Here is a 25,080-nt window from a genome sequence, read left to right on the forward strand (position 1 = left end):
GGAGGCCGTCGAACAGCTCGCCGACAAGATCGGCTACCGGATCGACTACGAGGGCGGCGGCCCCTCGGTGCAGCGCGACCGTGGTACCCGCTCCCGGCTGGTCGCCGCCAATGCCGCCGCGCACGAGTTCTATATGTCCCGGCTGCGCGGCCCCGACGCCACGATGGCCCGCAAATATCTCACCGACCGCAATTTCGACGAGGCCGCCTGGACCCAGTTCGGCTGCGGTTACGCCCCCGACGGCTGGGACACCCTCACCAAGCACCTGCTGAACAAGGGTTTCGAATTCAAGGAGCTGGAGGCGGCGGGCCTCTCCCGGCAGGGCCGCCGCGGCCCGATCGACCGATTCCACCGGCGGCTGCTGTGGCCCATCCGCAACCTCGGCGGCGATGTGATCGGTTTCGGAGCGCGCAAACTCTTCGACGACGACACCATGCCGGGCAAATACGTCAACACCCCGGAAACGTTGCTGTACAAGAAGTCCCAGGTGCTGTTCGGTCTCGATCACGCCAAACGGGATATCGCCAAGAGTCATCAGGCCGTGGTTGTCGAGGGCTACACCGATGTGATGGCCATGCACCTGGCCGGTGTGAAAACCGCCGTTGCCGCCTGCGGGACCGCCTTCGGTGACGACCACCTGGGGATCCTGCGCCGCCTGCTCATGGACGATAATTTCTGGCGCGGTGAGATCATCTTCACCTTCGACGGTGACGCCGCCGGTCAGGCCGCCGCCCTGAAGGCCTTCCTCGGTGATCAGAAAGTGGCCGGGCAGACCTATGTGGTGGTGTCCCCGGACGGCCAGGATCCGTGCGAGATGCGGCAGCATTCCGGTGACGCCGCCCTGCGCGATCTGGTCGCCCGCCGCGAACCGCTGTTCGATTTTGCGCTGCGCCAGGAGATCGCCAAACGCGAGGACAGCCGCACCCGCGCCCTGACCTACGACAGCCAGGTCGAGGTGATGCGCTGGGCCGTACCGATCGTCGCCCAGATCAAGGACCACGGCCTGCGTAAACGCTATGCCACCCAGCTCGCCGAATGGACCGGCTGGCAGGACCCGCAGCTCGTCTACCGCCGGGTCGACGAGGAGGCCCGCAAACAACGCGGCGCCGCGGCCGCACCCGCCCGGGCGCCCCGGGTGGAGCACACCGGCCCCACGCCGCCGGCCGCCCGCCCCGATCCGCGCGACCCGGTGCTGCGTTCCCAGCGCCAAGCCCTCGCCGCCGGACTCCAGTACCCGGAAATCGCGGGCCCGGCGTTCGACGCCCTGGAAACCGACGCCTTCACCCACCCCGCCTATATCGCGGTCCGCACTCTGATGGCCGAAGCGGGCGGTGTCTGCTGCGGACTCTCCGGCGCCGACTGGATCGCCGCGATCACCGACCACACCGACGACCTCACCCTGCGCGCACTGGTCTCGGAACTGGCGAGCGAACCGCTGCCGGTGAAAACGAGCAACGATATCCCGCGCTTCATCACCGGCGTCCTCGCCAGCACCCAGGCCGCACTGGTGGGCCGGCAGATCGCGGAACTGAAATCCCGCCTGCACCGTGTTTCCTCCACCGACGACCAGGACACCTATATGGCGCTGTTCGGTGATCTGGTGGCACTCGAGCAGTACCGCAAGAGCCTGCTCGACCAAGCCATGGGCAGCGGCGAATTCGCCGCCACCTGATATTTGCCGCCTACCGGACCGGCTCTACCGCCGGCGCAGCTGATCGTGCGGCACCATGACGGTGGTGCGCTCGTCCAGCGGTTCCATCGGCTCCAGCTTCGGCTGGGTGCTCAACTTCTCCGATAGCTTCTGCCGGCTCACGTTCACCAGCTTGCGGGTCACCGGGCTTCCTGCGACGGCTCGCGCACTGGCACTGATCTGCTCATAGCGCGCTCGCCCGGCCTTACTGCCCATTACATAACCGGCAGCGATACCGATGATCAACCGCAGCATCTCGGTTCGAGCTCCTCCCAGTAGTCCGTGCCGCCCCATCCTGCCCGACCGCACCGACACCTGTCGATCCGACTCCACCACAGCCACGCCGCTCGCACCCACTTTTTGCCCCGCCCACCGAGCTCGACCCCGCGATTTGGGCCCGCGCCCACCCATACGCTAGAGTTTCACCTCGGTCAGCCCGGTACGGGCGAGACCGCCGAGCAATCCCCTATAGCTCAATTGGCAGAGCAGCCGACTGTTAATCGGCAGGTTACTGGTTCGAGTCCAGTTGGGGGAGCAGAAACCAAAGGTCAGGCCGATTTAGTCGGCCTGACCTGCTTCTTTTTCCGGCGTACAACCCCAAGAATATGCCAAAATTTCCGGCCGAACTTCCAATCAGCTGACCGCCTTGGGGGTCGTTCGTCGCAAATTCAGTTCCTCGGCAGGACGCGCAAAGTATGCGCAGCAGGGAAACGGCTGGTGATCGCGGGTTCGTATCCAGCTTGACTGTTCGTGGTGTGTCCGCATGGATCTGTTCTGTGGTGCCTCCGTCGCGTTCAGGGCGGGGCGTTACGTCCGTTGCATCACCGGCAACGCGTCCGGCTCCACGTCTGTCTCGACAGCCTGTGCAAACTCATGGAGACGGGCTCGGTCGAGGACCCGGGCCCAGAACGGATCGCCGAACTCGAAAACGCTATGCGGTATTCGGTTTGGACAGGTCCGGGGCGGACTGAAAACTCCGCAACCCGGGTCCGCTCAGTAACGCCGGTCCTGGCGTCGGCGTCGCGACCACCGATGCCCAGATTCGGCAGGCGCGGTTCGATCGGTTTCTCTCACGCGGTGGGGGTGCTCAGCGGGGGACGGGTTCTGCTCAGATCGAGGCGCGTCCAAGTTGCCGGAATGCCCTCTCAGACCTTCTCCACCCGCACAGGCCGACCCGCCAGAAGTTGGTTCAGGTCGTCGGTGTCGGAGGTGAATACGGTGGTTTCGGACCCTCTGGCGGACTCTCGCTCGGCGACAGCCGCGAGGACGGCGTCGATGGCGTATTTGTGCCCGTGTAGTCCGGCGTTCCGCAACATGTCCCGCGCAGATGCGATTACGTGGTCATCGGTGTGTACCACGCGGATTCGTGACAACGTCCAACTCCACAGGGCCTGCTTGGATCCGTCTCGCGGGTTCCACGCTTCCAGCGTGGTCAGGGCTGACGTGACGATCGGGATATCGAGTTGCGGTGCGGTTTTGATCAGCGCGGCGATCTCCCGGTCACCTTGGACTGCCTTGGCCAATGCCTCGGAGTCGAACACGAAGACACGTTGCCGTGGCTGATGCGCTGCCGCTCGTCGTGTCCGGTTCACGCGGCACTGCCGGGACGTGCGCCGTGTTCGTCATGCCATTCGTCGAGGGCGGCGATCCGATCGAGCGCGGCCTGCTGCTCTTCCTCCGACAGTGGACCGTATTCTTCCTCGATCTGTTCGGCCAGCTCCCGCAGCCGGTCCATGGCATCGCGATGTGCGGCAGCGGCAGCGATGTAGCCGGACACTCCCCGCGAGTCGACCCGGCCCTTGATCGATTCGACGAGTTCTTCCGGCACGGTGACGGTGATCTTCCGGGTTGCCATACTTTAAGTATGGCACACGGGTGGTGTGCTCGACGGCGTAAGCTTCGGATTGTGATCCAGCCTCGTCCCGACGCCGAGGACGGGCCGGTATTTACGGTGCCGCTGCCGAGCGGCCGACAGATCGGCGTCGTCTGGTGACAGCCCTCACCCAACACGTTGCTCCGGTTGGCCGGGTGTCTACGTATCCGGCAGGGTGAACAGGAGACGATCGAGTTGCGGCACGGTGTCATCGAGAATTTTCGTGATCTGGGAGTACCGATCGCGTAGTACCGGCGGGCTGTGTCCAGAGGAAGCGGCAGGGGGCGGCGAGAGCCCGGAAGCAGTGATGCCAACTCGGTGAGACGATTGCGGGCGAGAGCGCGCGCCGACGCGAGTTGATCAGGACTCATGGAATCGAGGAGTTCGCCGAGGCCGTTCCACCGGGTCTCCGCGACGATCGCGTAGGCGGCCCATCCCTCTCGTCCGGGAGGGTTCTTGGAGAGCCCAGCGACTATTCGCGAGGCGAGGGTATGGTCTGGTTGGTGTCGCCGACCGACAACCGTATCCAACCGAACCAGGGTGCGAGTTCACGTTCGGCCTCGCCGACCCGATCCGATCCGATCCGATCCGATCCGGAAGGATAGGTACAGGTGGCAGTACGAGTTCGCCGCCGGTTGACGTGACCTCATCGAGAATTGCTTCGAGGAATGCCCGGTCGTGCTCTCTGAGTAGTTGCAGGGGGCTGTGGAATATCGCTGCCGTTACGCCCCTCTCGGTCCATGGCCGCGATACGAGCGAGATCGAGTAGATCCGCGGATCGGATGAAGGTTTCGGCAACGGTTCCCGTGGCCCGGGTTCCTGAACTGGAGGATATCCAGTTCGTGTGGGCGGCAAGGATATCCCGCAACACGGGTATCGGGAGGTGGTTGAGTAACGGTCTCAGTTCTTCAGGTCTTGCGTACTGACCGAGGCCGCGGGCTTTGATGTATTCGATGCACAGAGCCGCTCGTTCATCATCGCCATCATCTTCGTCGAAGTATCTCTCATCGTAATTCCCGGGCAGTGCCCGATCCGGGTCTACGAACAACCGGTCGGATTGTTTCTGATCGTAGGCCTCGAGCTGGCCAGTCCCCGATAACGCGACCACCCGGTTTCAGAGTCGGTGTCGTTTTGTTGGTTGGTGTTCAGTTGATGTCGCAGCCCACGGGATGGAGGGTGTGGGTGCAGGCCGCAGCGTACTCGGCCGGGGTGCGCTGGCCCAGCGCCGAATGCCGGTGCCTGTGGTTGTGCTCGTGCTTGAAATCCGGGATCACCACCCTCGCTTCGAGCAGGCTGGTCCAGTGGTTGCGGTTGAGGTATTCCATGGGCAGGCGCCGGTTGAACGATTCCACGTACCCGTTGTTCCAGGGGCACCCGGCGGAATATACGAGATCCCGACCCGGTCTCGGCAAAATGTTTGCAGCGCTGCCGAAATCATTTCCGGCCCGTTGTCCAGGCGTAGCACCTTCGGCGCCCCGTGGACGGCGAAGACCCGCTCGAGTTCGGCGACCAGACGCTCGCCGGTGATCGACCGCTCGATCAAGTGCAGTAGGGATTCGCGGGTGTGCTCGTCGATCATCGACGCGATCTTCACCCCCCTGCCGTCGACGGTGGAGTCGAACTGGAAATCCAGCGCCACACCACCTTCGGCGCATCCGCATCCGCCGCCGGCACCGACGAGGCGCCGGCTCGTTTACGCGGGTGATGCGCCCGCACCTGCAGGCCTTCTTCCCGCCAGAGCCGGTGGACTTTCTTGATGTTCATCCGGTGGCCTTCGTCGAACCGCAGCACTGCCCAGGCCCGGCGGAACCCGTGACACGGGTTCTTGGCCGCATAATTCCGCAGCCAGGCCCGCGTCGGCGTCGGCGTCTGCCGGTGTTTGCGTGGCCGGGCACCGGCGGTAAGTCGAGCGAGCGAGCCCAATGACCTTGCACGCGAACCGTTCCGACATGCCCATGACCTCGCTGAGCATGTCCACGGCCCGTCGCTTGGCCGCTGGGCCTAGAATTTTCCCTTCGAAATCTCGCGCAGGGCGTCTTTCTCCAGCTCCGCATCGGCCAGCAGCCGCTTCAATCGGGCGTTCTGTTCCCGCAGCTCCTTGAGTTCTTTGGCGGCGCCGGTGTCCATGCCTCCATATTGGCGACGCCAGTTATAGAGTGTCGCCGCCGAGACTCCCAGGTCAGCGGCGATTTGCTCGCTGGTCAAGCCTTCCGCGGCCAGTTCATCGGCGCGCCGCAGCTTGCGCACGATGTCCTCCGCGGAATGCCGTTTCCGTCCAGCCATGGTTCCCATAGTCCCTTCTGGCGCTGATCAGGGCCAACGAGACTCTAATTCCGGCTGGTCGCATCCAATGGGGGACGGGTCACCACCAGCGAACCGACCCGCCCACGCGAGCCGTTCAACCTGTCCCTCGCGGAAGTCGACTTCACCACCCTCGACCTCGCTGCATGAGTGAGCAGGCATGCAATGGGTCAGGCCTATTGCGCGAGTCCGCCAGCACCGGGCGCCGGAACGTTCCATGCGATACCCGCTCCATCGAGCGTTGCCCGCAACTCGGGGTTCGGTTGCTCGGGGAGGTTGATGTGGTCGACATCGGCTAGTGTCACACCACCGTGAACTTGGGCTTCGGCGAACTGTTTCTGTCGAAACGACTCCCCGCTGTAGTCTCGGTTGATTCCACGCAGCGGCTCATCCTGCTTGTCCGGGGCGGACAGTGACGTCACACCGAACGACTCGGGTTCTGGATCCGTGAGGGGCGACGGAGCAGTTCTCATCTGGCCACCGAACGATTGGCCCGAATAATAGTCGGAATCGCCGATGCAGGCCGTGACACGCTCGCGAACGTCGGACTTGAGCACCACTTCGACTCGTCCGTAGTTCGAGAGCATGTCCGTTTCCGGTAAACCGGCAGGTCGCTCACCATCTATCATCACGTATCCATAGACCGGGCGTTGGTCCGCGGGAAGGTCCTCCGGATGACCGAACCAGTTCGCCTCGTTGCGGAGCCGCCTTGCAGTGGGCTCCGGTTGATAGCGGCCTTTGTCGACAAAGGCCGTGAGCGATTCCGGAGTCATCCGGATGGCAACTGATTTCCCAGCGAATAGGCTGTTCAGCTCGGACTTCATGTGCCCGCGAAGTTCTGGAAGACTGATGCGGAGTTCATTGGCGAGATCGACCATTTTCCTGTGGATGCCGTTGTACAGCCCGAGGTGACGGGCGACGGCTGGCGTCCTGGATTCGGGATACCGCTCCCAAAAGTCTTCGTTGCGCCGCGCGACTTCGGCTTGACGTGCAGGGTTACCGTATGATGCGGCGCCGAAATCGTATAGCCGATTGTATTCGTCGATCATCGGCCGGTCGGGTTGCCGGAAGACGAGCCGAGAGTCTCCGTTTGCGCGGATTCGGTCCCCGCCTGCGTGATCGGCCTCGGGCAGTAGATGCGCTGCTCTCCGCGGTACGCCGGCGACGTCGTCCCCGACACGTTTCCTGTAGCATTCTGCCAATGCTGTCATGTCGCGGGCCAAGCGATTTGTAAGATCGCGGAGCGCTGCAGCAGCTTCGCGGTTCATCCACCATCCGTCCGGGTAGTGCCTCAAAAATTCCGGCGTCAAATCCTCGCTCGGATGCCAGCGCGGGCTAGAGCGCCCTGGGACCCTGCAATGACTGCCGCCGGGAGATCCCTCCTTTGGAATTCCCGCACTCCGATGCATATGATCTTGGGAATCGTATTACAGTTCAATGAAAGCGAGAAACACGTTGTTCATCCCTCAGAGTAGCCCTCGCCACCTGTCGATCGCGGGCGCGGTGATATCCGGTCTCGCGGCCGTGGCGGTATCGACGACCGTCGGCGCGGGGCCTGCTCGAGCCCTGCCACCCGGAGACGCATTCTGCTCAGAGATTCCGGTCGACAGCCGTCTCGATATCGAATGCACGAATACCGATTTCGGCCCGGCAACCGCCGGAACATTTGTCATGTGCAGTGACCTTCGCCCGCTGGTGCAGGAGGTACGGATTCGCCCCGAATCGACAATCCGGTTCAGCCAGGACTGCGGCCCCGGGGCACACCCGATCTCGTGGAACGTGAACGCCAAAACCGACCATCAGCGCGACCGTGAACGCGACGACGAAATCGACCGTGAACGCTACTCTGACGACGATCACATCTAACGCCGCAGCTCGGTCACCGAGCGGCTCCCGTGACGACCGCGACCGCTGGCACGGCTACCGAACCATCAAATCCAGGGGTCCCGCCGTGCTTACGTCGCGTTTCGTGCCACTCGATCACCCTGCAGTTTATCGTTCTCGACCTGGCCCGACCCGTCTCGCCGGCTTCCGGTCAGCAGCGGTCACACCATTGTCGGTAGCCGCATCTACCAGCCAGCAGCGTCTGCGAGCTGGGCTGCGTGTCCATGCCTTCCGCGGGCCAGGCTCAGTAAGGTCCACGCCGGTGTGTGGCGGACATCCCGCTCCGGACGAGCCCGCTGCGAAGGCCGCCGCGATTGTGCCGACCGCTAACTGTCGGATCTCTATACTGCTTCGATCATTTCGATAACGGTGAGTCCGCTCTGCTGGTCGAGGTATCGGTTGGTGACCTGAAATCGCGTGCCAGGCGGAAAGAGGACCTCATCGTCTTCCTTTTTACCAACGGGACGTATGTCAGATCACTGCCGGTTTTACTCTGGATGCGCATCTCGAAATCTGCTCGCTCCCTGTGTTTGGGCACACCGTCGAGATTGCGTGCGGTTGAGGTAAAGGCTACTTCGGTAATAGTTTCCCCTTTCTGGTATCGATCGAGTACCTCCGGTAGAAGGTTGTTGACGTGCCGAACAACGGAGCCCTGGAACTTCGGAACCCTCCGGAGCGCCCTGGTAGCACCGTCGATCTTCTGCTGAATGGCGGGTGTGGGCGGAATATTGTGTTTGTTCCGAGGAGTCGCTTGGATATCCCGGTATACAGTCCAGCGCAAGTGCAGGTCGAGTTCCAGGTAGTCATCTGATTCAGGCGAAACTTGAGCGCAGAGTTCTTCCCATTCGAGTCGAAATGGCCGTGAATCCGGGTCGTTCCAGTCCGGCGGTTTTTCGGGCCATATCAGTGTGGAGCTCAGCTCTGAATCGACGTGACCGGAATGGGTCGCGGATTTTTGTGCGACAGTGGAGCAGGGGATGGTATCGGCGTAGATAGCCTCGGAACCTTGTTTGGAGCTATAGGTCAGCTCGTGCGTCATACTAGTGAACAAGCCGGTCAGCTTTGACATTTCATCTCTATCGCACCGTCGAGCCTCCGGCTTGTCTCATCCGGCTGGCCCGTGTACACGCTCGAGCGCATCAGAGGAATCGGTATCGGATTTACAGAGGGGAGCTAATTCCTGGCGAGGATGCCTACCGCGGCGAATCGCAGGGAGACCGGCGGATCACCCAGTCACGGTCACTTCAAGCCCGCCATCAGGGAACCTCCACTATCCGTCTCCGCCTTCGAATCCTTCGCGGCTGGACACGCGGCGTTCTCCGCAATCCGACCTCGGCCGGCTGCTCATCGGATTCATGTATTCGAACGTGGTCGAGGTGTTCGACAAGAGCATGCGCATACCTTCCTCGGGGTCGATGCCATCAAGGCTCGAGTGTCGATCGCGGTGGGTAAACCACGCAAGGGGAGAGGCCGATCCTGCCCATTGCCCATACTTTGCAGTATGAGAACGTAATTCCGGTGCTCGGGATCGTAGCCATCCGACTCCCGCATGGTTGGCGATGCCGGTGGTGTCGATGGCGCGGAAGCCGGTAGACTTCGTGATCGCAGATCGGTGGGCAGTATTGCGACCCGTCGGCGGACTGTCGGCTCCGGTTCAGCCTCGATCCACCGAAAGATTTGGTTTTTGGGTAGGGGTAGCTGCTGGTCTGCCCAGACCTTTCCACTGTTGCTCCTGGGCGTAGGGGTTTTCGCGGTGTTCAGGCGGTCGAGGTCCGGTGATGGCGGCGTGCCACAGACTGCCGCCAGGGGTAGGCCCAGGGCCAGTGCGCGGGCAGGTGTAGGACAGGTCGGCGTTGCGGGCGGGTGAAACGAGCGGGAACGTTGATGATCTTTCGGCGAAGGGTCACCCCTCGAGCGCGACCCAGTTGCGGATCAGCGAGCCGACCGGCGGCCCGAAGCAGGTTGTGGGCGATCGCCGCGCACAGCGCCCAGGCCGAACTCGAGCCGAAACGCTTTGCACCAGAAGGCCGTCGATCAAATCGCCGAACACGGTTTCGATGACGGCATGGCGGCGGTGAATGAGATCGGCGTCGACGACCGGTTCGGTCGAGTCGGTGAAGAACGGGTGATACCGCCAGACCGGGAACAATTTGTCTTGGCGCGCGGCGTCTTTGACGCGGCGTACAATCAGCCGGGCGGTCACCGCTTCGGGCACGGAAGCGAACCCGGTATACGAGATTTCGGCGACCTCAGCATCGGAAATCCATTCCCCGGTATCCGGATCCTGCACCGCACCTGGATACTCCACCGGCGTCCACGCCCGATCACCGATTGCGTCGATCGCGCGCCGCAGGGCCCGGTTCTTCGTCAACACCACCGAGAGCCGGGCACCTGCGCGCCGACAGGCCGCGATGACCGCGCGGCCACCGAAAGCGGAATCAACCCGAACCAGGATCTCCCCGCTCCCCCATGCCCCGCGGGCGCAGGCGATGGCTTGGGCGACCATCCGGGCGGCGCCTTTGGCCGCAGATCGACCCGCTGACACAGCCGGGACAAGTGCGCACCCAGCACCGACGCCAACTGTCGTCCGTGACCGAAAGTGAACTCACGCAACAAAGTGCCGACCGCCGACGGCGCATACACCCGATGGAACACTCGCGACATTCCACCGCTGCGCAGCACATCGACATCATCGATGCTGTCCTCACCAGCGCACATCCCCGCGATCAGCGTCGTCAACTTCGGACCCGGGTTCGCCGCTGCGGAGCGGATCCGCGGCTCGGTGATCGCTACCTCCTGCGCCCGCAGTTCACCCAGCCCGGTCTGCTCGCCCAGCCGCATCACCGGCACCAGTCCGGCCAGTGACACGAGACTCTGATCATCGAACACCGCTGACTCCGCGGCGAGCCTATGCAAACTTGCACCCGAAGTGCCTTTCCGAGCCGGACCGATCACTGCCCCGACAACAGTGATCTTCCCAGCTCAAAGGGCATTTCTCCATCCACGCCACCCCAACTCGGCAGTAACCGATCGGTGGATCGAGGCCAAGAGATCGGTCCAGAGTGAGTTTCCGGAGGCAGCGGACCGGGCAAGCCAGGGTCAGTGGTGCTTGGTGGATATCGGCGCGCCGTTAGTAGCGGGTCCGCAAAACGTTTGAGGGCGTGCAGCCATGCGACGCCCCGCTCGACCGGCCACCGGAGCTTCCTCAATCGGGAGCCGTGGCCGGTGCTGCGCCGGGCGTCGGTATGCATCGCGAGGGGCCGACGCCCAGGCAATAGGGCGATGCCGCAGCATGCCGGTGTCGGCCGTTACCCCGGGTCGGCTCGGTCATCCGGCTTCCCGAGTGAAGGGGGCTCGCCGTCTACGAGGTGGATTGTTGCGCCGGCGGAGTGCGCTTCGAGAGCCGCGGAAACATCGATCCCCTTCCGTCCAGCACTTTCGATCGCTTCTTCCGGAGCGAGGAAGTCGAACCCTGTGACTTCTTTCTCGTCGACATCGAATTTCATCCCCGACACTCCAGTGCCGGCCGACGCATCGAAGGTCGCCAGGTAGATGTAGTCCGTCAACGGATGATCGCGTCCATGTCCGGGATCTGCGGATTTCCTGTTGGTAGCGAGCAGGCGTTCGATCCTGACGGTTTTCCCGATCTCTTCTCCGAGCTCTTCTCGAACTTCTCGTCGCGCTGCGTCCTCTGGCTGTTCCCTTTTTCGTGGGCCGTTGTCGACGAAGTCTCCGGGCATGGTCCGCTTGCGTTCGTATGGAGACTGCAGCATCAGAACTCGACCATGCTCATCCATGATGACAACCTTGGCTGCCGCCAAGTTCTCGGGGTCGAGGTTCCCTTCGTCGAACTGTCGCCGGAACCATGCCCTGCGGCTGTCGGCTGTGTATTTACCGGCAGCCGCGGACGATGTGGGTGCCGCGGGCGCCCCCTTGGAATTCGGGGTGCCGGCATGAGAGAGGTCACCTCCGGTGGAGGTTCGATCGGCAAGCACCTCAGGCCCCGGCCGTTTCCCCGGCTCGAGACCGGACACGTCGATCTGACGCCGGCCCATCAGATCCTGATCGGGTATCGCCTCCGTGGCTCTCTTCGCGATTCCCCCGGCCTCCCGAATCGGATCATTCACCGCGCCGGCCGCGTCGGGGATGATCTTTTTAGAGAGCTTCGCGGCAACACGCTTGCGGAACCAACCAGCGAGATCTCGCCCGATCACCGCGCGATCACACCGCAGCAAGACTCCGAGAAGCATTCACACTTGCCGAGCTGCAGTATATTCCGATACAGCACTTCGGCGGCCTCGCTCATCGTCGTGAGAGCGAGGCCGATCATGCGACGGCGGGCCGGACTGGGTGTGCTCTCGAGCCGCCGCGCCCAGGAAATGATGTCGTGCCGCCGCATGAGCCGCTGCCCTGGAGGTCGGCGCAGCCGGTTGCCGGTCGCCCGCAACACGGCATCGGCGTGAATGTCGTTCTTGGACGTACTCTCTTCCCGTAATCGGTGGATCAGAGATCGAGTGTCGACTGCTGTGGGTCACCACGCAAAGAGGAGGCCGGATCCTGCCCCACTCCAATATTCGGGAGTTCCGGAACAAAATTTCGGATTTCGGATACATGATTACCGAACCTCTTACACGGCGGCCGAGAAGTGTGCTGTCGATGACACGGAGGCTGGAAACAGCGGGCTCGTAGATCGTTGCGCACCGCGACCGACCGTGCTGGTCCTTCCCGAGCGTGCGCGGCCAGGTCTTCCCACCTGCAGATCTACAGGTCGATCGCTGGCAGGGATCAGGAAGAGGCCAGCGCGATGAACCCGCTCACCGAGCTCGGTCAGGTCCCCAGTGACTCGATCGGGTGCTCGAAGTCAGCCATGCTGACCTCGACGATGGCAAACGGCTCCACCTCGCCGGTAGCGCGCAGTTCGGGGGTTCGGGGGCCTGTCTGTGGTTCTGGCCAGCCGGTAGGAGTCGGGAGCTCACCCGACTCGAAGTGCTTTCGGTCCAGTACATGGACGTGGCCAGAGTATCTCATCTGCGATTCGGGTTCGTCGGCAATCGCTGCGCGATAGGTTATAGTGCCGTCGTCGTTGATTTGGTAACCACATCGCGCGCGGCCCTTGAAAAGCGCCAGGAAAATCGGAACATCGAATCTGGTGTCGGCGCATATGGCAGGTTCACCATCGGGATATCGGCGACCGCCACTGTCGATCCAGTTCATCTGGCGTGGTTCGAGTTTGAAGATGGCATCAGCGCTGCCGTGGAAGACGATCCGGTCGCCATAGATCGACGACAGATCTTCGAGGGCTCGACGGCCTCGCAACATGATCGGTCCATTGCGATCCGGCTCAGGAACAGCGGGGGGGACATGAGACCGGCTCTCGCTTGCGTGATCGAATGAAGACCCGATTCGGTGTTCGAGTTCACCGAACACCTCTCCGACGGTCTTCAACCCACGCGCTGAACCTGTGGTGTGTGCCGCGAGTTTGCTGCATAGATTCCGAAAAGCGCAGTCCAGTCGTTGGACAGCGAAAATCATTCCAGTGCTGGGGGATTGCATGAAGTGTCTCGAGCGCCTTCCTCGCCTCAGCGGCCTCCCGTCGCCGGTGCGCCGATGTGGGCACCTCGATATCCGCCGCATCGTTGCCTTGCACCTCACTGCCCATAGGGCGCAAGGCGATCAGCGATCGAGTTTCGGCTGCCACAGTCGAATACGCAATCGAGGCACCGGTCCCTGCCCCGCACCGATACTTCGGAACACCAGAACATAATTTCGAGCCTTGAGTACGACGGGCTCCCATCGGCCGCCGCATCCTCGCGGTGGGGAGAATATCGTTCTCATGCTGGTCCTCGCGATCGGCCTCGCCACCAGGTGCCGGTGTTCGCGCCACGAAGGTTCGAGAGGCCGATGGCCGGGCCCGCACTCGCGGAGCGCGATGGCGCTCACTGCAACCAAGCTCGGGCAGTCATAGTCCGAGAGTGCGCGGGCGAGCGCCCGTGTCGACAGCTTTGCCGGGGAGCCGATCTGGTCGATTGCGCATCGGCGGCTCACGCGGTGCCGCCGACCACCAGGCCGCGGGTTCGAAGGTGAGGTTCGGCCCGGCCTGCGACCAGACCGCGGCGATCTCGGGATCGAGCAGAAACCCTTGCTGCGCAACAGCCTACGTAGCCCGGCGAGGGCATCGGCGAGGTGTAGCGGGTGGAACGGTGGTCGGCCGTGTGCGGTGTAGGTGAGACTGCTGATGCCGTATTCCTCGGTTTCGGGAATGTACCCGCCCGCCAGTTCCGCATCCCAGCCATCGGCGGTGGCGGCGACGGCCGGGTCGTAGCCTCCGGTTTCGAGCACATCGGTCGATTCCACGATCCCCTTCTGGTGCGGATCAGTTCGGCGCGCGGGTTCATCCGCCGTAGCGTCGCCTCCACCGCGCCGACCATGGTGTCGAGCCGGGCAAGCTCGCCCAGGGAGAACCCGTCACCGCGACGCGCCGCCCGTCCCCAGTGGCCCCGGGCATGTCCGGTTGTGGTGCGTGATCGCCGATCGGACCACGTACATCGAGTGGCCCGAACACCTCGGAACGATCCGGACAGCTTCGGCGGGGTCGTCGGAGTGGCGGACAGCGGCGATCACCGTTCGGTCACCACCGCGGTCCGGTTCAACACCACCCAGTACTGGTCGCCCATCCGCCAATTCGAGCCGTTGGTGGAGTACGCGTCGTAGCCCTGCGCGGCGGCGAAGCGGCCCAGGTCCTCGTAGACAGAATACGCATTCCCCAGCTTCTGGATCTGTGCCGCTGTTTCCGGTGTCGGATCCAATTTTTTGAGCCGCATCCTCTCGGTGAAGATCGCGTGGCGCGCTGCCTCCTGTTCGCGACTCAACTGGGTTATATGTGCGGTTTTGCTATCAGGACGCAACGCCATTCTGATCACACCGTCAGGGTTGTTGTCGGCATAGTCGAGCGCGGACCTGTACAGGTTCGTGGCGTAGGTGCCGTTCCCGGTCGCGAGAAATGCCTCGGGTGAGCTCGAGGTATGCGGCCCGTACTTGAAATCGTGGGCGTACCTCAGGTCGGTGACACCGCGGAACAGTTGCTGGCCACCGGCGGCGACAACCTCGTCCACACCGTGTGCGTCGGTCAGCGTCGGTGGGCCGTCGAAACCCTGTACCCGGTAGATCTCGGCGAGGCCGGGGTCGCTCCGACCCTCGAACCACTGGTCCAGTTTGGTACGAACGACCGCGCAGTCCAACCTGTCCAGCAGATTCCTCCCGCGCGAGTAGTTCGATCGGGACAGCTGCGGCAGGCCGCTGCGCTCACGCCGGGCGAACAAATTCGAAAAGGCGCCGCGCATACCGTGGGGGTTGTCCGCGGCATCCAGTTCCCGTGCGGCGTTCATGGCCGCTTCGCTGATCAGGCGGGTTCTGCCGGCCGAAGCACGCGTGCCCGCTCGCAGCACGCATGCGAGCCGGTTTCCGATCGACTGCATTACGTCGATCAACGAGCGAGACAGCACAGAGGTCCTCGGGCCGGTGCGGTCCGATCCGCGGACCGCCTTCGCCGCATTATTGCCCAGCGGTAGCCGTCTCGCTGTAAAGAGATCAGTTCAGAATGTGTTTGCGGAGGCATATGACCGAGCAGGCCAGGTTCAGTAGTGTTTGGTGGATATCGGCGCGGCGTTCGTAGCGGATTCGTCTCCTCGGCGGGGCACGTCGAACATGGGAACGGGGACGACCTGCGGTTTTCGGGTGGCCGACTGGTGATCGAAGCCGACTACCAACTGTAGGCCGGACCCGGTGACCATGTAGACATCTGGAACTGCAACGGCAGGTTACTGGTTCGAGTCCAGTTGGGGGAGCAATATCAGTATCCCGACCAGCGGTTACATCCGAAAGGTCGAGAGCAATTCGTGCCGCAGTCGCCGGAACCGTAGATGGATCGCTGTAGATTTGCACCGCGTGTGTTGGTTGCGCTGAGCGGAATGTGTCGTGTCCGCCCGCTGAGCGTTGAGTTTTGTTGAACCCGACGTGACCGGCAGGCCGGGGCTTACAGGGCCTATGTTCCGGACCCGCTCGGAGTGGACCTACCGCAGATCGGCCCGGGCGCTCAACAGGCTGCGGAAGCGCGGACCGACATCTACCTGGCAGGCCTGACCTCCTACCGTGAACCGAAACCGCACATCGACGAGTGGATCATCGGGTTCGCTCAGGCCGCCGAGCAAGCAGCGCAAACCGGAGTGAAGCTGGCCCGGGACGCTTCCGCACTCGACGAGCAACTGCTGCAACGCCTCGTCGAGCACCGTCGCAGGCAGGGCACCAGCCCTGATCTACCCCGGCGAGGCGCGGTCGCCCTGAAGATCCTCGCGGACCTGTCCATTCACCCCGTAATCACCACGGAATCTGCCGCCGCCCGGTATGGCGTCTCGGCCGTCGCCGCCCACCGTGCCCTCACTGGGCTCTTCGACGCTGGAGTGCTCGGTCGCTCGAAAAATCACAAGGGCAAAATTGTTTGCTACACCGCCGATGCCCACCTGGGCCGATTGCGTATCGATTCACCGGAATAACTCCGGGCTCGGACAGCCACACCACTGCACCGGCTCCGCAAGGTTCTGGGAAGTGTCAGCGTAACCGCATCGGTATTCCCGCGACGGCCAAAACGACCGACTCCGACGCGGCGGCTATGCGAGAGTTGACCGTTCCCAGGAGGTCTCGGAACAATCGTCCCGAGGCCGAGGCCGGGACCACGCCGCTGCCGACTTCGTTGCTCACCGCGATCACCGGAACCTCGCAGGCCTGCCAGGCGGTGACGAGGTCTTCGATATCGGCGTGGACGGGTGCGAGATCGGCTCCCTCCCAGATGTTGTGGGCGTCGAGGCGGGCGGTCAGCCAGGTGCCGAGGCAGTCGACGAGCAGGGGCTGGGTTGCGGTGGTGAGTGCTGTGGCGACATCGTCGGTTTCGAGGGTGGTCCAAGAGGCGGGGCGGCGTTCGCGGTGCAGGGTGACGCGCCGGTCCCATTCGGCGTCGCCGTCGCGGGTGCCGCCGGTGGCGACGTAGGTGACGGCCGGGTGCGCGGCGAGCAGGTCTTCGGCATGCCGGGATTTGCCGGAGCGCACGCCGCCGAGGACAAGGGTGCGGTGAGGAGCCGGGCGGGGCGGTTCGCCCGCGTACAGCACTTCGCCGTCGCGGCCCGGCCGGGCGCCGTGGGTTCGCAATCGTCGCTCCAGTTCGTCGATCGGTGGATTGTGGTGGCCCAGGTGGACGGCGACCACATCGGTCGCGGCGGTGACGGCCGCGGCGTCGCGCAATCCGGTGAGCAGTTCGGCGAATTCGGGGAGGCCGAGGTGCTGGTCGGAAAGTTCGGACCGGTCGCCGAAAGTCTCCTCCAGGAACACTGCGTCGTAGGCGGCGTCGCGGACCGCGTCGAACCACGATGCCGGCCAAGGCCCGGTATCGCACGCCCACAGCAGGCGTGCACCGCCGGGGGCGGTGAGGTCGTAGAGGACGGTGTCGCCGTCGTGGAAGACCCGGTGCCGGGCGGGCAGGACGGTGATCTCGTAGGCGCCGGCGGACAGGCGGTCCCCGGCTTGCACCGGGCGGAATCGCACCGGGTCGTCCGGCCCGACCCATGGGCGGCAGGCGTCGAGTGCGGCGGCGGGGCCGATCACCTCGAGTTCGAGGCCGGTGTCGATCCAGGACCGGAACAGCAGGGCTTGCGGTCCGAGATGGTCGGGGTGGGCGTGGGTGAGCAGGATATGACGCACTCCGGCGAGGGTGCGGCCGAGGCGCACGGCGGCCCGCGGGGCTTCGGGACCGCAGTCGAGCAGCAGGACGTCGTCGACGAGAGCGGAGGTCTGGCCGCGGATCTGCCCGCGCGCGGCGGCGTCACGGCAGGATTCGCAGCGGCAGAAGGGGGAGGGCCAGCCGTCGGCCGCGCCGGTGCCGAGCAGGACGATCTCCATCAGGGTGACTCCGTTCCCTCGGCGCTGCGCAGAGGCAGGACCGCGCGGCCGTCGCGGCGGTCGAGCACTTCGACGCGCGCTCCGTAGACCTCGGCGATGCGTTGGACGGTCAGCACCTCGGCGGGCGGGCCGTCGGCGACGATTCGACCGCGGTCGAGCAGGATCAGGCGTTCGCCGTAGTGGGCGGCCGACGTGAGGTCGTGCATCGCGGCGACGACGGTCAGTCCTTCCTCCCGGCGCAGCGAGTCGACGAGGTCGAGCACCTGCTGCTGGTGCCCGATATCGAGCGCACTGGTGGGTTCGTCGAGCAGCAGGACCCGGGGCTGCTGGGCGAGCGCGCGGGCAAGGACGACGCGCTGCAATTCGCCGCCGGACAGTTGGGTGGCCGGCCGTGCCGTGAACTCCTCGAGTTCGAGGCGTGCCACGACCCGGTCCACGATCTCCCGGTCGTGCCGGGTCTCGCTGCCGAACCGGGGGATATGCGGTGTGCGGCCGAGGTGGATGAGCTCGCGCACGGTGACGCCTTCGGGGATCACCGGGCGTTGCGGCATCAACGCGACCGCGCGGGCCGTCGCGCGGCGCGACGACCGGCCCGGGATCGCCTCCGCCACCCGGATTTCGCCGGTGGCGGGCACCAGTCCGGCGAGGGCGTGCAGCAGTGTGGTCTTGCCGGAGCCGTTGGGGCCGACCAGCGACACCCACGCGCCCGCGGCGATCGACAGGTCCACCTCGTGCAGCACCTCGATACCGCCACGTTCGGCGCCGACGCCTACGCAAGCCACCGCGGGCAGACGATCCCCGGTCACGACGCCCCCCGGCTCCGGCGCAGCACGAACAGGAAGAACGGCGCGCCGACAGCGGCCGTCACCACACCGATCGGCAGTTCGGCGGGGGACATGACGGTCCGCGCGATCACATCGGCGAACACCAGGAACGCCGCACCGGTGACCAACGACAGCGGCAGCAGCAGGCGGTGCCCGGGCCCGGCGAGCAGCCGCACGGCATGAGGCACCACGATGCCGACGAAGCCGATCAACCCGGCCGCCGAGACGACGGCGGCGGTGCCGAGCGTGGCGACGCAGACCAGCACCAAGCGCGCCCGCGCCGGAGTGATGCCCAGGCTCGCCGCCTCGATATCGCCGACCGCCATCACATCGAGGGTGCGCCGGTGCAGTGCGATAACCACCACGCTCACGAGCACATAGGGCAGCACGACGAGCACTTCGGACCAGCCGTCGGTGGTCAGCCGTCCGAGCATCCAGGAATAGACCTGGCGCAGAGTGTCGTCGTCGAGCTGCATGAAAAAGGTCTGCACGGCATTGGCGAAGGCCGCTACCGCGACCCCGGCCAGAATGACCACCACTTCCGACCGGACACCCCCGATCGTCCGCCCCAGGGTGTAGGTCGCGGCGACGGCGAGCAGGCCGCCGGCGAAGGCGGCAACGGGGACGCCGGCGAAACCGGCCGCGCCGCCGACGACGATGGCCAGCGTGGTCCCGAGCCCGGCGCCGCTGGACACGCCGAGCAGGTAGGGGTCGGCCAGCGGATTGCGGAAAACGCCCTGGTAGGCAGCTCCGGCGATGGCGAGCATCGCGCCGACGAGGATGCCGAGGACGGTACGCGGCATCCGGATGTCCCACAGGATCGCCTGCTGCCGCCGCGACAGACCGGATTCGACGTCCACGAACGGCAGCCGATCGGCCGTATCGAGCAGCACGCCGTGCGGGGTGAGTCCCGACGGGCCGACGAGAATGCTCACCGACACTGCGACCAGCAGCGCGAGCAGCGCGCCGGCTGTCACCAGCGCGTGCCGCCGTGAGATCGCGATCAAGAGGTCGGACGTCCGGCCGGAGCGTCGGCCGCCGCGATCGTGGCGATCTCGCGCACCAGATCCACCACGCGCGGCCCCCACCGGCTCGCGATGTCCTCGTCCAGGACGTGCACGTGACCGTCGCGGACGGCGGCCAGTTCGCCCCAGCCCGCGCGCTGCGCGACGGTCTCTGCGGTGACGCCGCAGCATTGTCCATCGGCCAGGAAGATGACGTCCGGGTTCTGTTCGAGGATGTACTCCGGCGACAGCTGCGGATAGCCGCCCCCGCCGGTGGCGACGGAGCGTAGGCCGAGCATGGCGTAGATCTCGCCGAGGTAGGTGTCGTCGGTGACGGTGTAGTAGGTGTCGTCCAGCTCGTGGTAGTAGCGCAGCGGAGTGTCGCGAGCCGGTACCGTGGCGACGATCTCGTCGATATCGGTGCGCATATCGGCGACGAGTTCGGCCGCGTCGCCGATATGCCCGGTGGCGGCGCCGAGCTGTTCGATCTGGGTGTAGGTGTCGTCCAGGGTGCGCGCGGCGGGCAGGATCAGCGTTTCGACACCCGCGCGCCGGAGTCCGGCGGCCAGGTCTCCGGTGTCGGCGTTGGCGATTACGAGCTCGGGGTCGTAACCGAGGACTGCCTCGACATTCGGGGTGTATCCGGACAGGTCGGTGCGGGGAGCTTCGGCCGGGTGATCGGAACGATCGTCGACGGCGACCACCTGCTCTCCCGCGCCGATCGCGTACAGCATTTCGGTGGCGGTGGGGCTCAGTGACACGATCGCCCGAGGGGGCCCGTCCGGGCCGGTCCCGCCGGTCGAGGATGCCGGGTCGGGGCTGCCGCAGGCCGCGGTCAGCAGCATCAGTGCACCGAACCCGGCGGCGATCAACCGGCGGCAGGTGCCGCGCCGGCGACCGCTGAGCTGCCGGTGGGTTGTGAGTGGCACGACCGTCCTCCGTCCCGTCCTTCGTCCGAGGACAAGTACGCCACCCGCGACGCCGGCCGACCTGACTTACCCGGCGCAACGCCGAGCTCACAGTTGCGGGACAGTGCCGGATTCACACCGGCTTCACCGTGACGCCGCGGTACCCGGCCGGGTTCGGCAGGGCATTCGCAGCGTAGTTCACCCGGGAGACCGGCCGGCCGCGCTGGTCCCCGACACGGTGGATGTCAGATCTACACCCGTCGTCGGCTGCCTGCGCCCGCCGCAAGGAACCGCCGCGACGATCGTGTCGCCGTGGCGGTCCCCAGCGGGGTTCAGGATGCGGGTTGTAGCGGGCCGATGTAGGTGCCCGGGTGGGTGGCGCCGTCCTGACGTTGCACGCTCACACCCGCCGGCCACGGTGTTTCGATCGGGGTGGTGGTGTCCGGCGGGGTGACGACGAGCGTCGCCGGGACCCAGCCGTCCGGGCCGTCCGGCAAGTAGGTGAGCACGCTACTCACTGCGGAACCCGGCTCCACGACCACCGGTGCGAAATCCACGTCCTGGCGGGGCAATTCGTATACCGGGCCGAAGGTGGGATCCTCCGGGCCCACCAGGTCGGCACCCGGGAACCCCTGTACCGCGCAGGCCTGCGCGGAGGTATTGGTCAGCACGACCTCCATCCGGGCCTGGCCGGGGGAGTCGGACGGTCGCTCGCGGGTGCTCAGGTCCAGTGTTTCCGCGGTGCACAGCACCGGTGCGGCCGTAGCGGTCGCCGTCGGGATGATCATCGCCGCCAGGGCTGCCGTCGCGGCGCCGGCCGATCCGGCGACCCGCCATTTCGTCGAAGTCATAGTTCCTTTCGGTTCACGAAACATCACCGGTCCATTCGAACAGATATCGCCCGGATGGGCGGGTCGGATCCCACCCGAGTGGTGGCTCGGCCCGATGGCTTGCGGCGTCGGCGGGATTTCGCGGTTTCCATCCGGCCGGGTGGGGCGAGCCCAGATACTGCTCGAAGGTGCCGATCCGTTGCCGGCGGGCGGCGCGGACGCCGATGCCCTCCTCCGAGGCGAGGAGTTCCGGTACACCGGACGTATCGCCGGCACCGCGCGGCACGTGTCACCGAGGAGAAATATGACCGACGGCAACGACTCGGACACGCTACGGCGAGACGTCCGATACCTGATGGACCGGACCGCGATCCTCGATTGCGTCGCGGGCCATGCGCGCGGCTGTGATCGCCACGACCCCGATCTCGTCACCGCCGCCTACCACCACGACGGGATCGACGAACACGGCGCTGCGGTGAATGCGGGGCCCGGCTACGCCGAGTGGGCCAACCGGACCCACGCGGCGACCTCCCGTGTCCACACCCATCACATCACCACCCACACTTGCGAGATCGACGGCGATACCGCGCATGCGGAGAGCTATGTCCTGGTCGTACTGCTCGGACTCGACGGCCGCAGCGCCCAGGTGATCACCGGCCGCTACCTCGACCGGCTCGAACGGCGCGAGGAGCAGTGGCGCATCGCCTTACGGCGCTCGACCGTCGAGACGATGTTCGCCGCGGACGCTTCGGTGCTGCAATCGGGCTTCTTCAAGAAGGCCGGCTATCTCGTCGGCACCCGTGACGAGTCCGACCTCTCCTACCGGCGCCCGTTGTCCATGGACGACCCGGCTCCGGCACGCTGGTGACCCGGCATACAGGGCCCAGTGCCGGCCCGCCCACTCGTGGACCGGAACAGCCGGCGCGCGAAGCCACGAGGATCGTCAGCCAGCAGCGGTTCGGTGGCCCGGAAGTGCTGGAAGCCGGGCGGGCTCCCGTACCGGTCCCCGGACAGGGGGAAGTTCTCCTGCGGCTGGGGGCCACCGCGGTGAATCCGGTCGACTGCAAACTCCGGGCGGGCCGGGTGCGGTTTCTCGGTGATCCGCCCTTCACGCTGGGGTTCGATATCTCCGGCACGATCGTCGAAGCCGGCGCCGGAGTCACCGGAATGAACCCGGGGGTCGACGTTTTCGGAATGATCCACAGCCGCACCGGGACCTACAGCGAGTTCGTTATCGCGCGAGCGGACGCACTGGCACCCTGCCCACCCGGTGTGGACCACGTGATGGCCGCCGCCCTGCCCACCGCCGCCCTCACCGCCCGGCAGGCAGTGGACGCGGCGGACCCGAAACCGGGGGAGACCGTCCTGGTGCACGCCGCCGCCGGTGGGGTCGGGCATTTCGCCGTGCAGTTCGCCGAACACCGCGGTGCGCATGTCGTCGGTACCGCGCGCCTGAGCAATCATCGGTTCGTGCGCGAACTCGGCGCGACCGAGGTGATCGATTACACGACCACCGATTTCACGGCGGCCCTGGACGGGGTCGATGTGGTGCTGGACCTGGTCGGCGGTGCCTATGGCCAACGATCGTTGCGGGTACTACGGGACAACGGCCGCTACATCACTGTGCAGGGATCCGACGCGGAGGGCGATGCCCGTTTCCGGAGGGTCACCGGCAGACCGTCACCGGCCCTGCTGACCGAGATCGGGGCAGCGGTCGCCGCGGGACGGGTGGGTGTCCACGTCGACCGTGCCCTGACGCTGGACGAGGTACAGGACAGTCATCGGCTGAGCGAATCCGGGCGAGTTCGCGGAAAGCTCGTACTCACGCCGTGGCGGGATCGTCAGGCGCCGTGATCCTCGTCGTGGATCTCGAACTCGGGTGAGGTTCCGCTGATGGGGGTCGGGTCGCTGCCGGGTTTCACGGCGTCACCGAAGTACCGGATCCGGTAGCTGCCGGGTGCCGCGTCGGCGGGGCTGTCCCAGCCGATGGTGATGCGCGAACTCTGGGCGGGGCCGGCGGTCCATTCGAAGGTGGTTTCCCAGTCCCCGTCGTCGGCGATCGTGCGCCAGCGCGTGCCGTCGAATCGTTGCACCATGAGATAGGTGCTGCCGCGGTGCAGGTCGTGGTTGGGGTGTGCGCCGGCGAATTCGACGCTCACCCGGTCCCCGGCACGATACTGCGGCTCCGGCTCCGTGAGTACGTCGCCGAAGTTCTGTCCTACCGGCGGGAAGTCCGGTGGCGGATCGGTTTTCGCGGATTGCCACAGCTCCGACAGGTCGGGGGCCGCGGGTGCGGCGGGTACGGTGCTCTCGTCGTGCAGCGCGGTCGCGAGCTGCGCCGCGATCTGCTGCAGGGCCGGCAACTGCCACCGGCCGAACAGGGTGCTCGCACCCTCGTAACGCTGCGCGGTGTACTCCTCGGGTGTTGTGACGTAGTGGAAATAGGCGTTGCTGTATCCGGCGATCAGGACATTGGCCAGTTCGACGCCGAGGGCGGCCGCTACCGTGCGCCGCAACCGCAGTCCAGCGGCGATCGTCACTTCACCCGGGATGCCGAGCAGATAGAGTTCGGCGATCCGGAACAACTGGACCGGGACGATTTCCTGCACGTACGGTTTGGACCGGTTGAGCAGTCCGCCCGGAGCGACGATCGATTTGGGGGCCTGCGCGTCCCGCAGGCCGGGGGCGAACAGGTACGTCATCCGCGACAGGGAATCCCAGCCCGGATTACGGCCTTCGTGGAATGTCTTCCACTGTGTCGGCCCGTCGTATTCCGCACCGGCGAAGGCGGCTGCGCCCCCGGCCGCCCGGCCGGTGCGGTGTGCGCAACCGTCGCCGGTGAACTCCTCGGACACCGTCACCGCGGACAGATCGACATGCAGGAAGCGGTAATCGATACCGCCGGCCATCCGCGGCATATAGCCCGCGGCGAGTTTCGCCGCGGCCTCGTATTGGCGCAGGCCGAGGAGCCGGGTGTTCTCGCGTTCGTCGCCGGTGGGCCCGTGCCCGGGTTTGCCGTCCAGATTGGGTGACATATCGCCGCTGTTGGTCTGCGCGAAGGCGGCGACGAAATCGGGATCCGGATCCACCAGATAGTTCACGCCCTCGACCACGCGCTCCCAGTGATACGCCGCGTATCCCTTGTTGTCGCCGCTGATCAACGTGTTCCGGTTGGTCATCGACGTGCCGTGGGTAGCGAACCAGTTGACCGCGCCCACCGGTTCACCGTCGCGGTCTACGCGCAGCAGAGTCGTCTGCGGGTCGATGGCTTCCGGGAAGAAATCCTTGTCCTCGTCCGGGTTCAGGTCGAATGCCGCCCGTGAGCGATTGACGCTGGCCTCGTGCAGCTCACCGTGGATCAGGCGCAGGGTGGCCGGTGCGATATCGTCGTGCGCCCGCTCGACCGCTTGGACGATACCGTCGACGATCGCCGCGAAGGTCCGGGGACGGAATCCGTCCGGGCGGTTGTACAGCCGGTGATGCGAATAGCCACCTGGGCCGCAGTGGGTGTGGGTCGCGGTGATCATCACGTTGGACTCGGTGTAGGTGTCGCCGAATCGCTGTGCCAGGCGGCGCAGCACCTCCTGGGTGATACTGGAGAAGATCAGCGGCAGCTCGGCCACGACCAGCAGCACCCGCTGCTCGACGATCGGGTCCACGAAGACGAAAGCGCGGGCGCGGAGCCGCAGGTGTATCCCGGTGGTTTTCTGATCTGCCTTGCCGTAGCCGAGCATGCCGGCTTCGGCCGGTTCACCGGTGATGTCGGCAATGGCACGTCCGACCAGATGGCGGTCGGTCGAATATTTCGTTTCCGGCATCGA

The 25,080-nt window shown here is 65.4% G+C and carries 20 protein-coding genes, 1 tRNA gene, 3 pseudogenes and 1 riboswitch; of the genes and pseudogenes, 6 read left to right on the forward strand and 18 right to left on the reverse strand.

The window, feature by feature from the left end; translation table 11 throughout:
• Positions 1 to 1,672, forward strand: a 1,672-nt coding sequence (locus tag ON22_RS31435) for a DNA primase (RefSeq protein ID WP_043740945.1), incomplete at its 5' end; no start/stop codon positions are given.
• A 24-nt stretch (positions 1,673 to 1,696) separates the two neighbouring features.
• Here the strand turns inward: ON22_RS31435 and ON22_RS31440 are convergent.
• Positions 1,697 to 1,945 (reverse strand): hypothetical protein, encoded by a 249-nt coding sequence (locus ON22_RS31440; RefSeq protein WP_033244772.1) that lies wholly within the window; start codon positions 1,943 to 1,945, stop codon positions 1,697 to 1,699.
• Positions 1,946 to 2,152: 207 nt separating this feature from the next.
• Here ON22_RS31440 and ON22_RS31445 point away from each other — a divergent pair.
• Positions 2,153 to 2,225, forward strand: a tRNA-Asn gene (locus ON22_RS31445).
• 610 nt (positions 2,226 to 2,835) lie between these two features.
• Here the strand turns inward: ON22_RS31445 and ON22_RS31450 are convergent.
• The 4 genes and pseudogenes from ON22_RS31450 to ON22_RS31470 form a co-directional block, all read right to left on the reverse strand.
• Entirely contained in the window at positions 2,836 to 3,231 is a 396-nt protein-coding gene (locus ON22_RS31450; protein ID WP_197039674.1) for a DNA-binding protein, read from the reverse strand.
• A gap of 47 nt (positions 3,232 to 3,278) precedes the next feature.
• Positions 3,279 to 3,545, reverse strand: a complete 267-nt coding sequence (locus ON22_RS31455; protein WP_033244774.1) for a hypothetical protein — start codon at positions 3,543 to 3,545, stop codon at positions 3,279 to 3,281.
• Positions 3,546 to 4,708: 1,163 nt separating this feature from the next.
• Positions 4,709 to 5,846: pseudogene (locus tag ON22_RS35355) on the reverse strand (IS3 family transposase).
• 194 nt (positions 5,847 to 6,040) lie between these two features.
• Positions 6,041 to 7,132 carry a hypothetical protein gene (locus ON22_RS31470; RefSeq protein WP_156052315.1) on the reverse strand — a complete coding sequence of 364 codons (1,092 nt, stop codon included), beginning with the start codon at positions 7,130 to 7,132 and terminating at the stop codon, positions 6,041 to 6,043.
• A 403-nt stretch (positions 7,133 to 7,535) separates the two neighbouring features.
• On the opposite strand from ON22_RS31470, the gene ON22_RS37695 reads away from it, so the two are divergent.
• Complete coding sequence (locus ON22_RS37695) at positions 7,536 to 7,730, forward strand: hypothetical protein (RefSeq protein ID WP_218000709.1); 195 nt, start codon at positions 7,536 to 7,538, stop codon at positions 7,728 to 7,730.
• Positions 7,731 to 8,103: 373 nt separating this feature from the next.
• On the opposite strand, the gene ON22_RS37035 is transcribed toward ON22_RS37695, so the two are convergent.
• The 6 genes and pseudogenes from ON22_RS37035 to ON22_RS31500 form a co-directional block, all read right to left on the reverse strand.
• The gene (locus tag ON22_RS37035) at positions 8,104 to 8,817 is read right to left on the reverse strand and encodes a hypothetical protein (RefSeq protein WP_156052317.1); all 714 of its coding nucleotides are present in this window, start codon (positions 8,815 to 8,817) and stop codon (positions 8,104 to 8,106) included.
• A 585-nt stretch (positions 8,818 to 9,402) separates the two neighbouring features.
• Positions 9,403 to 10,664, reverse strand: a pseudogene (locus ON22_RS36130) (transposase).
• A gap of 392 nt (positions 10,665 to 11,056) precedes the next feature.
• Positions 11,057 to 11,962, reverse strand: a complete 906-nt coding sequence (locus ON22_RS31485) for an NUDIX domain-containing protein (protein ID WP_033244778.1) — start codon at positions 11,960 to 11,962, stop codon at positions 11,057 to 11,059.
• 613 nt (positions 11,963 to 12,575) lie between these two features.
• Positions 12,576 to 13,067 carry a hypothetical protein gene (locus ON22_RS31495; RefSeq protein WP_033244780.1) on the reverse strand — a complete coding sequence of 164 codons (492 nt, stop codon included), beginning with the start codon at positions 13,065 to 13,067 and terminating at the stop codon, positions 12,576 to 12,578.
• Positions 13,068 to 13,785: 718 nt separating this feature from the next.
• Positions 13,786 to 14,170, reverse strand: a pseudogene (locus tag ON22_RS38725) (GTP-binding protein); the annotation flags it as partial.
• 195 nt (positions 14,171 to 14,365) lie between these two features.
• Complete coding sequence (locus ON22_RS31500) at positions 14,366 to 15,133, reverse strand: hypothetical protein (protein WP_156052318.1); 768 nt, start codon at positions 15,131 to 15,133, stop codon at positions 14,366 to 14,368.
• A gap of 678 nt (positions 15,134 to 15,811) precedes the next feature.
• Between ON22_RS31500 and ON22_RS31505 the strand changes: the two genes are divergently transcribed.
• On the forward strand, positions 15,812 to 16,297 hold the full coding sequence (locus tag ON22_RS31505; RefSeq protein ID WP_051158337.1) for a Fic family protein: 486 nt from the start codon (positions 15,812 to 15,814) through the stop codon (positions 16,295 to 16,297).
• A gap of 55 nt (positions 16,298 to 16,352) precedes the next feature.
• Here ON22_RS31505 and ON22_RS31510 read toward each other — a convergent pair whose 3' ends face one another.
• The 6 genes from ON22_RS31510 to ON22_RS31535 all read right to left on the reverse strand — a co-directional run bounded on the left by ON22_RS31510 (position 16,353) and on the right by ON22_RS31535 (position 21,545).
• Positions 16,353 to 17,693, reverse strand: a complete 1,341-nt coding sequence (locus ON22_RS31510) for a bifunctional adenosylcobinamide kinase/adenosylcobinamide-phosphate guanylyltransferase (RefSeq protein ID WP_033244782.1) — start codon at positions 17,691 to 17,693, stop codon at positions 16,353 to 16,355.
• Positions 17,693 to 18,499, reverse strand: a complete 807-nt coding sequence (locus ON22_RS31515) for an ABC transporter ATP-binding protein (RefSeq protein WP_373280901.1) — start codon at positions 18,497 to 18,499, stop codon at positions 17,693 to 17,695. Before ON22_RS31515 ends, ON22_RS31510 begins: the two co-directional genes overlap by 1 nt.
• Positions 18,496 to 19,515 carry a FecCD family ABC transporter permease gene (locus ON22_RS31520; RefSeq protein ID WP_081595984.1) on the reverse strand — a complete coding sequence of 340 codons (1,020 nt, stop codon included), beginning with the start codon at positions 19,513 to 19,515 and terminating at the stop codon, positions 18,496 to 18,498. The genes ON22_RS31515 and ON22_RS31520 overlap by 4 nt, the downstream gene beginning before the upstream one ends.
• A 5-nt stretch (positions 19,516 to 19,520) precedes the next feature.
• Entirely contained in the window at positions 19,521 to 20,366 is an 846-nt protein-coding gene (locus tag ON22_RS31525; protein WP_051158350.1) for an ABC transporter substrate-binding protein, read from the reverse strand.
• Between the two features lie 118 nt (positions 20,367 to 20,484).
• A riboswitch (cobalamin riboswitch) is annotated at positions 20,485 to 20,620 on the reverse strand.
• A 141-nt stretch (positions 20,621 to 20,761) separates the two neighbouring features.
• On the reverse strand, positions 20,762 to 21,280 hold the full coding sequence (locus ON22_RS31530) for a DUF4232 domain-containing protein (protein ID WP_033244784.1): 519 nt from the start codon (positions 21,278 to 21,280) through the stop codon (positions 20,762 to 20,764).
• A gap of 13 nt (positions 21,281 to 21,293) precedes the next feature.
• Positions 21,294 to 21,545: a hypothetical protein gene (locus ON22_RS31535; protein ID WP_033244785.1), complete on the reverse strand. Its 252-nt coding sequence runs from the start codon at positions 21,543 to 21,545 to the stop codon at positions 21,294 to 21,296.
• 18 nt (positions 21,546 to 21,563) lie between these two features.
• Here ON22_RS31535 and ON22_RS31540 point away from each other — a divergent pair, with 18 nt between their 5' ends.
• Together ON22_RS31540 and ON22_RS31545 are read left to right on the forward strand one after the other, a co-directional pair.
• Entirely contained in the window at positions 21,564 to 22,127 is a 564-nt protein-coding gene (locus ON22_RS31540; RefSeq protein WP_033244786.1) for a nuclear transport factor 2 family protein, read from the forward strand.
• Positions 22,124 to 23,113 (forward strand): NADP-dependent oxidoreductase, encoded by a 990-nt coding sequence (locus tag ON22_RS31545; protein ID WP_231508617.1) that lies wholly within the window; start codon positions 22,124 to 22,126, stop codon positions 23,111 to 23,113. The genes ON22_RS31540 and ON22_RS31545 overlap by 4 nt, the downstream gene beginning before the upstream one ends.
• On the opposite strand, the gene ON22_RS31550 is transcribed toward ON22_RS31545, so the two are convergent.
• Positions 23,101 to 25,077: a neutral/alkaline ceramidase gene (locus ON22_RS31550; protein ID WP_033244787.1), complete on the reverse strand. Its 1,977-nt coding sequence runs from the start codon at positions 25,075 to 25,077 to the stop codon at positions 23,101 to 23,103. The two genes, ON22_RS31545 and ON22_RS31550, sit on opposite strands and share 13 nt — an antisense overlap.
• Positions 25,078 to 25,080: the final 3 nt, after the last annotated feature.

The organism is Nocardia carnea NBRC 14403 (assembly GCF_000308515.1).
GTDB lineage: Bacteria > Actinomycetota > Actinomycetes > Mycobacteriales > Mycobacteriaceae > Nocardia > Nocardia carnea.

Excerpts from the sequence above, each read along its gene's own strand:
- ON22_RS31440 (WP_033244772.1), bottom strand. The coding sequence starts at position 1,945 with ATGCTGCGGTTGATCATCGGTATCGCTGCCGGTTATGTAATGGGCAGT.
- ON22_RS31455 (WP_033244774.1), bottom strand. The coding sequence starts at position 3,545 with ATGGCAACCCGGAAGATCACCGTCACCGTGCCGGAAGAACTCGTCGAA.
- ON22_RS31470 (WP_156052315.1), bottom strand. The coding sequence starts at position 7,132 with ATGAACCGCGAAGCTGCTGCAGCGCTCCGCGATCTTACAAATCGCTTG.
- ON22_RS37695 (WP_218000709.1), top strand. The coding sequence starts at position 7,536 with ATGTGCAGTGACCTTCGCCCGCTGGTGCAGGAGGTACGGATTCGCCCC.
- ON22_RS37035 (WP_156052317.1), bottom strand. The coding sequence starts at position 8,817 with ATGTCAAAGCTGACCGGCTTGTTCACTAGTATGACGCACGAGCTGACC.
- ON22_RS31495 (WP_033244780.1), bottom strand. The coding sequence starts at position 13,067 with ATGTTGCGAGGCCGTCGAGCCCTCGAAGATCTGTCGTCGATCTATGGC.
- ON22_RS31500 (WP_156052318.1), bottom strand. The coding sequence starts at position 15,133 with ATGAACGCCGCACGGGAACTGGATGCCGCGGACAACCCCCACGGTATG.
- ON22_RS31510 (WP_033244782.1), bottom strand. The coding sequence starts at position 17,693 with ATGGAGATCGTCCTGCTCGGCACCGGCGCGGCCGACGGCTGGCCCTCC.
- ON22_RS31525 (WP_051158350.1), bottom strand. The coding sequence starts at position 20,366 with ATGCTGCTGACCGCGGCCTGCGGCAGCCCCGACCCGGCATCCTCGACC.
- ON22_RS31530 (WP_033244784.1), bottom strand. The coding sequence starts at position 21,280 with ATGACTTCGACGAAATGGCGGGTCGCCGGATCGGCCGGCGCCGCGACG.
- ON22_RS31540 (WP_033244786.1), top strand. The coding sequence starts at position 21,564 with ATGACCGACGGCAACGACTCGGACACGCTACGGCGAGACGTCCGATAC.
- ON22_RS31550 (WP_033244787.1), bottom strand. The coding sequence starts at position 25,077 with ATGCCGGAAACGAAATATTCGACCGACCGCCATCTGGTCGGACGTGCC.